Here is a 9710-nt window from a genome sequence, read left to right as displayed (position 1 = left end):
CAACTCCACCACCATCGGAGACGTCTGCAGCAGCACCGGGACGTGCGCCGGGACGGCCTGCAACACCCCTCCCAACAGCGAGTGCTACAACCCGACGGGCACGGACTCCAGCGGCACCTGCGTCTACGCGCCCAAGACTGCCGGCACCGCCTGCACCAGCGACAGCAACGCCTGCACCAATGACGTATGTAATGGTTCCGGCACCTGCACCCACCCCCTGGCGCCTGTTGGCACCACCTGTGCTTCCCCCTCTTACGGCACCTTTGGCAGCTGTGGTGGCTTCAGCGATACGTGCGATGAGACGGGGAGCCAGTCGCGCACGGTCACCTCGTATGCCTGCAACAGCGCTGGCACGTGTGCCGGCGCCAACTCGAGCGAGACACAGGCGTGCACCCGCAGCACCACGAACACTCCGTGCAATACTACCTACAGCAACTGTGGCGCCTGCACCGGCTTCAGCGACACCTGCGATGAGGAGGGCACGCAGTCCTGCACCGTGACGAACTACACCTGCGCGAGCGGTGCATGTGGCGCTCCGAGTTCCAGCTCTGGGGCCCAGACGTGCTTCCGCGACACCGACGGAATCGTGTGTAGTTCCTCCACCAACTGTGGCTCCTGTGGTGGCTTCAGTGACTACTGTGACACCACGGGCACCCGCTCCTGCACCGCGAGCTCCGTCGCTTGCTCGGGGGGCGGGTGTAACTCCGGCAGCAGCAGCACGTATTCGGAGTCCTGCTCCAGGACCATCGACCCCACCTGCCAGCCCACGAGCTACGGGGCGTGGAGCGCGTGTTCCAATAGCTGTGGCAGCTCCACCCGGTCCCGCACGGTGACCACCTACAGCTTCAACTGTGGCACGGGCAGTTGTGTCGCCAGTTCCTACACCGAGACGGCCTCGTGCACGCCTCAACCCTGCCCCCCGACCAGCTACTCGGGTTGGAGCACCTGCGGAGGCTTCGATAATGCCTGCGACTCCACGGGCACCCAGTCGAGGACCGTGACGTCTTACTCCTGTTCAGGGGGGACGTGCTCTTCGAACACCAGCACGGAGACACAGTCGTGCTCGCGGTCGACAAACCCGCCGACGTGCTCGGGGACGACCTACGGGGCGTGGAGCGCATGCAGTGGCGGCAATGGCTGCGGACTGGGCAGGACGCAGTCCAGGACGGTGACGACCTCCAATCTCAACACCTCAACCTGCCAGTGCGTGGGGGGCACCACCACCGAGACGCAGGCGTGTCCGGACAACCCCGTACCGCCTACGTGCCCGGGGACGACCTACGGGGCGTGGAGCGCATGCAGTGGCACGACGCCCTGTGGACAGGGGGGGACGCAGTCGAGGTCCGTGACGAACTACACCCCCAACGCAGCGACATGCCAGTGCGCTCCGAGCAGCAGCACCCAGACACAGGCGTGCACGACCGCTCCAGCTCCCTTGTGGGCGATTTGCAATGGCACGTGCGTGAGCACAAGCAATGACAGGAATAACTGTGGTGGCTGCGGGAATCGGTGCCCGTCCCCGACCAACGACTGGACTTGCGATGAGGGGGCCTGTGTCTGCGTAGGCATCACGTGCGGTTAGAGTCGCCTTAGTACGGGAAATTTGGAGCGGACGACTCCGTGCCCCAGCACGGAGTCGTCCCCCAGGCGGCGTCACACCGCGGAGGCCCGCCTGGCCATCACGGACGGGCGGGCCGGGTACACGGCCGCCAGCGCTCCCAGCAGGATGTGCAGCAGGAAGAGGAGCGGCGTCTGGCGGTACTCCCACTCGGAGAAGCTCTGGGCGAAGGCGCCCAGGAGGCCGAAGAAGACGCCAATTCCAAAGCGTGAGCGGAACGCGGGCGAGCGGTTGGAGAAGAAGCTGGCGCCCATCGTGAACCAGCGCAGCCAGACAATGGCAAACAGGACGACACCGGGCCAGCCTGTCTCACCGAGCGTAATCTGATACAGGCTGTGCGCCGGAGGCGCCTGCGCCGCGTCCACGTTCGAGCCCGCGGGGATGGGTCCGTCCGGCGGCGCCTCGCCGGTGCCCGTGTAGGGGATGTAGCCGTATCCAATCATCCTGCCGTACGTGTTCGACACCCAGTAGGACCAGTTGTTCAGCCCGACGCCGAAGAAGTGGTCCGCGTGCATCAGCCGCGCGAGATAGACATACGTTCCGCGCCCTTCGGTCTCCCTGCCTCCGAACTCCTTGGACAGTCCGCCCTCCGACTCGAAGCGGGCCTGGAAGGATGGCGCCAGCTTGAGGCCCACGGGGATGGCCACCAGGAACAGCGCGAACGACACCGCGAACGTCTTCGGGGTGGGCTTCAGCGCCCCGCACGTCAAGGCCACCCCCAAGAGGAGCAGCCCGAGCGAGACGAGCCCCGCGCGCGACACGGTGCACAGCACCGAGAAGGAGCCCAGGAAGGTGGCCACGCCGCACAGGCGCTGGAGGCGGGGCTCCACGTCCGAGAGCGCCACCGCGAACAGCACCGGGACGGCGATGAGGTTGAACATCGACAGCGTGTTCGCATGGAACAGCGTCCCATCCGCCCGCGAGTGCCCCAGCACGACACGGGAGTGGATGACCCAGAACCACTCGTAGATGATCGTGATGGCCAGCGCCGTGACGATGCGGCGGAGGTCTTTCTCGTTCTTCACGTAGTACGCCACCGCCGCGTACACCATGAGGCCGCGGACCATCTTCGACAGCTCGAACAGGCCGAACAGCTGGGGCTCGGAGAGGAGGATGTTCACCGCGTTGTACGCGATGAAGCCCCCCATGCTGACGAGCGCGAAGGGCACCCCGAGCCGCTGACCCGGCTTGCGCTTCCGCAGCTCGTCGGCGAACAGGAAGATCCACAGGAAGTCGAGCCAGCAGAACTCAAAGCCCCGGGTGGTGCCGCGGTACCACTCGCGGCTGAAGAAGTTGATGGTCCGCGCCGAATAGTGGGTGGTGCCCCAGATGAGCAGGCCCGCGCAGAGGTGCTTCAGGCGCGCGGACCTCCCCACGGCGGCAATCCCCGCCGGAATCACCACCGCGCCCAGGCTCAGGAAGATGAGGGACTTCGTCTCCATCAGCGCGCCGAGATGTCGATGCGGCGGTAGAGCTCGTAGTCCTCGAAGAAGCATGGGAGGAACTCGCCCCCGTCCACGTCCTCCAGCGTGTGCCAGCGCGGCTCCGCATCCCGGCGCTCCATCTGCGAGGCGTGCAGCGCCAGCGCGGCGCGCTTCTGCGCCAGCACGTCCCGGATGAGCACCTTCGTCCGGAACTCCCTGGCCATCCACAGCCCCATCCGCGTGGACACCGCCCCTGCCAGCAAAGACCGCCGGGTCCCCCTGAGGCCCACCATGGGCCAGTGCCGCCAGGCCCACACCGCGTACTCGAGCAACGTCACCGGCAGCCCCACCCGCGCCACCGCCTCGCGCACGATGTGGTTCGTGCTCACGTGGTCCAGGTGCTCGCCCCGGGCGTACGGGACGAAGAGCTGCTCCGGCCGATGCCGCCACAGCAGCTCCGCCACCCGCGCCACCGCCGCCTCGCGGCACGCGTCCAGCTCACGGTCGGGAAAGCCCAGCAGGAAGAGGTCCTTCTCCTCCACGCCCAGCACCTTCGCCGCGCCCCGCACCTCCCGCGCCCGCACCGCTTTCAACTCGTCGTGCGTGAGCAGGTCCGGGTGCGAGCTGGCGCCATCCGTCAGGCAGACGATGCGTACCGTCGCCCCCACGCGCCGCTTCTGGAGGATGGTTCCCCCGCAGCCCAGCGTCTCGTCATCCGGGTGCGGCGCGAACACCATCGCCGGACACCGGAGTGCGTCCGCATCGAACGGGGAGGCCCGCCGCTCCAACGCCATCCGCTGCAAGCGACGGAGCGCCCGCCGCACCGGAATCCCGTCCATCATCGCCGGCCTCCCTCCTCGATGACGGCCTGGTAGAGGTCCTCGAGATTCCGTGCCACCGCGTCCCAGCTGAAGCGCAGGCGCACCAGCTCCGCGCCCGCACGCGCCGCCACCTCCAGCCGATCCGGATGGGTGAGCGCCTGTCGCAGCGCCACCGCCCAGTCCCGCACCTCCAGCGTCGGCACGCTCAGCCCCTCATCGCCAATGGCCCTGGTGAGGTCCGCCAGTCCCGAGTGCACCGCCAGCATCGCCGGACGGCCGGCCGCCCACGCCTCCAGCACCACCAGCCCGAAGGCCTCATGCACCGACGGCATCAGCACCAGCCGGGTGAGCGACAGCAAGTCCGGAACCTCCGTCTCCGCGTCCAGATTGCCCAGCAGGTGGACACGCGACCCCAGGCCCAGCGCCTGGATCTCGCGCCTCAACTGCTCCTGGTAGGCGGCGTCCACCACCGCGCCCGCGAGGACGAGGTGGTGATCCTCGGGGGCTCCCGCGGCGAAGGCCCGGATGGCCAGCAGCTGGTTCTTCTGCGGCGAGACGCGCCCCACCAGCGTGACGAGGGGCGCGCTGGCGAACCGTGGCCAGCGCCCGCGCGCGCGGTCCACGCTCCCGGAGGCCAGCCGCTCCAGCTCGACGCCCTGGTCGAGCCGCACCACCCGCTCCCCCACCACCTCGGCCAGGGCGCGCCGCTCTTCCTCGTTGAAGGTGATGACACGCGCGGCGTCGTGGATGACGCGCCGGGCGCCGAGCAGCATTCCGATGGGCTGGCCCACGTCGATGCCCCCCGAGTGCCGCCGTGCGGTGTCCTGCGCCAGCTGCGCCTTCCGCGCCAGCAGGGGCCCGTGCACCGAAAGGACATAGGGGCGGCCCGTGAGGCGCATGGCGGTCCGCACGGCGCCACCGATGCGCCCGGCCGTGTGCAGGTGCGCCAGGGCGAGGCCCCGGTCGCGCGCGAGCCGGAGAGGCTCATCGAAGGTGATCAGATTGCCCGCGTTGGCGACGAGCGCCTTCCGCGTCTCTGCCGGGCCGATGAAAGGATTGAAGGCCCTGAAGCGCACCAGCGGCACCTCGGGGCCCAGCGCGCCATCCGGCGCCGAGGGGCCCCCTGGAGCGTGCACCTCTGGCCGCCAACCCCACCGCGCCAGCCGCCGCGTGACTTCCACGACGTGCGTCTCCGTCCCGCCCCACTCCCGCGGGTTGTACTTGCGAAGGACGTGCACCACGCGCCGCTTGGAGCGCTCCACAGCAGTCATGGGCGCGGACACCACGCAATTTGCGGACCAGACACACCGCGGCCAGCCCGCTGACTCCCTTCCAACGCGGCCCATCCGGGGACGTCTCAAAGCGAGACATGCGCGCTGCCGCCGGGTGTCTCCAACGAGGAGGAGCACCTCGCGCGGCGGCATACCCCCTGCAACGGGGCGCCCGCCCCTGAACGGAGGAAGCGCCCGCTCGTGAAAGTCACCGTCCTCACCAACCTGTACCCCCCTGACGTCCTCGGCGGCTACGAACTCCTCGCACGGGACGTGGTGGAGACGCTGGAGCGGCGAGGACACGCGGTGGATGTGCTCACCACCGGCGACGGCTCGGAGGCCGGACGCGTGCGGCGAACGCTGTGCCTGGCACGCCGCTTCGGCCGGCCCGCGGGCCGAGATCGCCTTCGTCACTTCGTGGCCGGCGCATGGAACGCCGCGGCGGTGCGCCGCTACCTGCGCGTCCACGGAAGGCCGGACGCGGTGCTGGTCATGAGCCAGCGAAGGCTGGGGCTCGCGCCGCTGCGGACGCTCCAGGAGGCCGGCGTGCCCGCGGTGGTCACGGTGAACGACGACTGGCCGGTGGCGTTCAGCGCGGGGCGGGACGCGCGGCCCAGGGCCCGGCTGGGCGGCCTGCTCGACGAGCTCCTGGTGCCCTCGCGGACGTGGAGGGGCATCGAGCCCGCCGCGGTCGCGTGGCTCTCGGACGCGGTCCGGCGCACGGCGCTCGCGGCCGGCGTGCCGCTGGGCTCCGGCGTGGTGCAGCCGCAGGGCGTGGACCTCTCGTGCTTCACCGCACGGCCCTTCCGGCCCATGCGCCCGGAGCCCCGATTGCTCTTCGTCGGCCGGCTCCACCCGAGCAAGGCCCCCGACGTGGCCATCGACGCACTGGCGGAGCTGGAGAAGCGCGGCCTGCGGGCCACCCTCACGCTGGCGGGCGCGGCGGACGAGCCGGCGTACCTCTTGGCCTTGCGGCAGCGGGCACGAGCGCTGCGGGTGGACGGGCGCATCACCTGGGCCGGCAAGCTGCCCCGCGAGCAGTTGCCCGCGCTGTACCGGGACGCGGACGCGCTCCTGTTCGCCTCGAAGCTGGAGCACGAGGGCCAGGGCCTCACCTACCTGGAGGCGATGGCCTGCGGCCTGCCGGTGGCTGCCTCCCCCAGCGGCGGCGCCCGCGACTTCCTCGAACGGCACGATGCGTCCCTGCTGGTGAAGGCATGCACGGGGGAAGCCTTCGCGGAGGCGCTGACCGTCCTCCACCGGGATGCGGCGGCGCAGGAGGCGCTCGTCCAACGTGCGCTCGACATCGTGAGGAGGCACGCCTCCCTCGATGACTACGTCCGCTGCCTCGAGCAACTCCTGCGGCGCGCGGTGGCCACCACGGCGCGGTGAAGGCTCACTGCCGCCGCAGCACCACCTGCTGACCGATGCTCAGGTCCATGTTCCCACTCCGCAGGCGCTGCTCCCCCCACTGGTGTCCCTTCCACCAGGCCCCGTGGTACACGAGCCGCCTCGGGATGGAGAGCAGCAGGCCCACGGCGTCACGCGCCTGGAGGTGCACGACCGCATCCCGCGCCCATGACGCCCCCACCTTCCGGGCCATCCCCATGACCGACGCGCGGTCCCCGAGGATGAATGCGTCCGCCTCGCCCTCGATGAAGCGGCGCCCGTACAACTGCTTCAGCGTGTAGTTGTGCGAGTGCATCACCAACGCGTCCGGCACGTAGCGCACCCGGAGCCCGTGGCTGCGCGCCCAGTGCCCCCACTCCGTGTCTTCAGAGCCCCACGCGTCCTCGTAGAACGGGTGCTTCCGCCACGCCTCGCGCGTCATCGCCGCGAACGGCAGGGAGTACGTCATCCATGGCGGCGCCTCTCCCCTCTCCGGGAACGCCACCTCGTAGTCCCGCCGCACCCACGTGTGCGCCTCCGGCCGCGGCAGTTGCCGGGCGAACGTCGCATCCGCCTCGCCGCGCTCGAGGGGCGCCAGCAGCCGGTCCAGCGCTTCGGGCGTCAACGGCACCACATCCGAGTTCTGGAAGACGACGAGGTCTCCCGTGGCCTCGCGGATGGCCATGTTGAGAACCGCTCCCGGAAAGTACGCCTTCGCCTCGATGCGGATGAGCCGTCCCGGGAAGCGGGAGACGATGTCCAGCGTCGCGTCCCGGGAGCCCGAGTCCACCACGAGGAGCTCGAAGTCCCGGCGCGCCTGCGAGCACAGGCCCGAGAGCGCCTGTCCGATGACCCAGGCCGAGTCCTTCGAGCGCATGATGACGGTGACCTTGCGGCTCATGAACCCGCTCCCAGGACGAGGCCGAGCTTCCGCGCCACGTGCGCGAAGTTGGGGTCTCCGGACTCGCTCCAGCACCGCAGGTAGGCGCGCCGCAGGTCCGCCGGCGAGCCGCTCGCCGCTCCCAGGACCCTCCGGGCGAACCCGGCCCCCTGCGTCCCCCCCACGTCGAACGCCACGAACGGAAACGCAGCCGCCAGCACCCCGCGCGGCCCACCGAGCCTCAACCCCAGCCGGGCCCGGAGCCCCAGCTCCGGCGAGGCACCTGGCCGGAACCGCACCAGGTTCCGGACCCGCCGCAGCCACACCCCCGGCCGCAAGCCGCCCTCTCCCAGCGAATGCTTCAGCGTCCGCTCGACGTACCCGGCCCACTTCAGCCCGGGCACCGACAGCCGCGCGGCCTCACACGCGAGGTGCACGTCCGCGAGCCGCGTCCGCACCTCGTCCATCCAGGGCCCCAGCTCGCGCGGGGCGAAGCGCGTGTCATCCGGCTCCAGGCGGAAGGCGCTCGCCTCCTCGTACAGCCGGCGGAAGCCGTCCGGCACGTCGTGCCGTCCCGCCATCCGCCGCCGCTTCTCCGCGTAGCTCCAGTCGTACGCGCCCAGGAAGAACAGCAGCGCGTCGCCGTAGCCGATGATGGCCTTCGCGGTGTGCCGGAGGATGGTGCGCCGCGCCTCCTCGTCGTCCAGCGAGCCCTTGTCCCGCAGCGCCTCGTTGATGACGAGCAGCGTCCCCCGGTTCACCGCCAGGTTCCGCACGTCGTCCGGGAGGATGGCGTCGCGCGTGAAGTGCGTCAGCCCTGGCAGGAACGACGCATCGCCCGCCACCGTCTTGTGGCCGAACCGCGCGTCGTACCACATCACCAGGCACGGAGACTTCCGCAGGGACCGCACCGTCATGATGCCCAGGTCCAGACCCAGGCCATGCCGCTCGCGCAGCGGCTCCAGCGCTTCATCCAGCTCCGCCTTCAGCCCCGCGCGTGGCGCCCGCTCCAGCACCAGCAGGAAGTCGAGGTTGTTGTGGGGCCGCTCGGCGCCGTCCCGCCGGTCCACGCCGCCCTCGCCGCGCCCGTAGCCACCCATGAGGGCCAGCGTCCGCAGCGTGCTCCGCGGGACGTGCCCCTGGATGATGGTCGCGGCATCGCCCACCACCCGGGCGATGCGTGCCTCCAATTCGGCCGAGCCCTTCAACGTGAAGCGCCCGCCCATCACGCCGCCCGCCGTCCCGCTCGCGCCACGGACTCCAGCAGCGCCAGCAGCCGTGTCACGTGCCGCTCGGGGGTGAAGCGCTCCTGGTAGGCCCGCAGCGCGTTCTCCCCGAGCCTTCCGCGCGGGTCCGGCCCGGCCATCATCCAGTCAATCGCCGCCGCGAGTTCCAGCGGATCATTGGGCCGCACCCCCAGCCCCGTTTCGTCCGTCAGCCACTCACCCACGCCGCCCACGCGGCTGGCGATGACGGGCGTACCGTGTGCCATCGCCTCGACGCCCACCAGGCCGAAGGTCTCCGGGGCGCGGCTCGGGAAGACGACGCACGCCGCGCGCCGATACAGCGAGGACAGGGCCTCGGGCGCCATCGAGCCCAGGAAGCTCACCCGCCCCGACAGCCCCAGTCCGTCCACCATCGCGCGCGACTCCGCCTCCTGCCGACCCTTCCCCACGACCGCCAGCCGGCAGGGCCGCGTGGTCCGCGCCAGCGCCTGGAGCAGCACGTCCAGGCCCTTGCCCGCCGTCAGCTGCCCGGCGAAGAGCAACAGGTCCGACTCGCGTGCCACGGGCGGTCGTGGCGCGGGCGGGACCTGGGCGTACAGCGGGATGACGTGCATCCGCTCGCGCTCGAAGCCATGCGCCACCACATGCTCGGCCATGTACCGCGAGCCCACCACGAACGCGTGATGGCGTTGGGCCAGCGCCTGCTCCGCCCTCAGGCCCCGCAGCGAGGCCAGCTTCACCCCGGGCCATGCCTCCGAGCGCCCCAGGAAGCCGAGGCAGGGATAGCAGGCCGCGCCCACCGTCCTCGTGCACGTCTCCTTCCCCAGCACCGTGTACTTGTGCTCGCGCAGGCAGAACAGCCGGTGGTCGTGGAAGAAGCGCACCACGGGCGCGGGCGAGTCCAGCAGCGCGCGCTGCGCCGTCAAGCTCGCCAGCTGGTGCACGTAGACGACGTCCGGCGCCAGCTCCCGCAGCTGCCGCGCCAGGTCCACGATGGGAAACACGCCCTCGAACGGCTCCTGCATCACCGGATGCGGATCCGGCGTGACGTTCACGTCATAGAAGAGCAGCGATTCCACTC

General features: G+C 70.5%; 7 protein-coding genes. 1 reads left to right on the top strand and 6 read right to left on the bottom strand.

Annotated features, from left to right (window positions below; all coding sequences use genetic code 11):
- Positions 1-1653: 1653 nt before the first annotated feature.
- Genes D7X32_RS40800 through D7X32_RS40790 form a run of 3 tightly spaced genes read right to left on the bottom strand, consistent with a single transcriptional unit; the run spans position 1654 to position 5134 of the window.
- Positions 1654-3060: an O-antigen ligase family protein gene (locus D7X32_RS40800; RefSeq protein ID WP_120607913.1), complete on the bottom strand. Its 1407-nt coding sequence runs from the start codon at positions 3058-3060 to the stop codon at positions 1654-1656.
- A complete protein-coding gene (locus D7X32_RS40795) occupies positions 3060-3884 on the bottom strand; it encodes a PIG-L deacetylase family protein (protein WP_120607912.1) in 825 nt (274 codons plus the stop codon). The genes D7X32_RS40800 and D7X32_RS40795 overlap by 1 nt, the downstream gene beginning before the upstream one ends.
- On the bottom strand, positions 3881-5134 hold the full coding sequence (locus tag D7X32_RS40790) for a glycosyltransferase family 4 protein (RefSeq protein ID WP_158625856.1): 1254 nt from the start codon (positions 5132-5134) through the stop codon (positions 3881-3883). The genes D7X32_RS40795 and D7X32_RS40790 overlap by 4 nt, the downstream gene beginning before the upstream one ends.
- A 201-nt stretch (positions 5135-5335) precedes the next feature.
- Between D7X32_RS40790 and D7X32_RS40785 the strand changes: the two genes are divergently transcribed.
- Positions 5336-6526, top strand: coding sequence for a glycosyltransferase family 4 protein (locus D7X32_RS40785; protein WP_120607910.1), 1191 nt, complete (start codon positions 5336-5338; stop codon positions 6524-6526).
- A 4-nt stretch (positions 6527-6530) separates the two neighbouring features.
- On the opposite strand, the gene D7X32_RS40780 is transcribed toward D7X32_RS40785, so the two are convergent.
- From D7X32_RS40780 to D7X32_RS40770, 3 genes are all read right to left on the bottom strand, one after another.
- Positions 6531-7424 (bottom strand): glycosyltransferase family 2 protein, encoded by an 894-nt coding sequence (locus tag D7X32_RS40780; protein WP_120607909.1) that lies wholly within the window; start codon positions 7422-7424, stop codon positions 6531-6533.
- The gene (locus D7X32_RS40775) at positions 7421-8629 is read right to left on the bottom strand and encodes a hypothetical protein (protein ID WP_120607908.1); all 1209 of its coding nucleotides are present in this window, start codon (positions 8627-8629) and stop codon (positions 7421-7423) included. Before D7X32_RS40775 ends, D7X32_RS40780 begins: the two co-directional genes overlap by 4 nt.
- A partial coding sequence (locus D7X32_RS40770) for a glycosyltransferase family 4 protein (RefSeq protein WP_147450474.1) occupies positions 8629-9710 on the bottom strand: 1082 nt, incomplete at its 5' end. The genes D7X32_RS40775 and D7X32_RS40770, both read right to left, overlap by 1 nt.

It is taken from the genome of Corallococcus carmarthensis (assembly GCF_003611695.1).
Classification (GTDB): domain Bacteria; phylum Myxococcota; class Myxococcia; order Myxococcales; family Myxococcaceae; genus Corallococcus; species Corallococcus carmarthensis.
The sequence above is the reverse complement of the archived record's forward strand: the minus strand, read 5'-3'. Positions and strand labels throughout refer to the sequence as shown.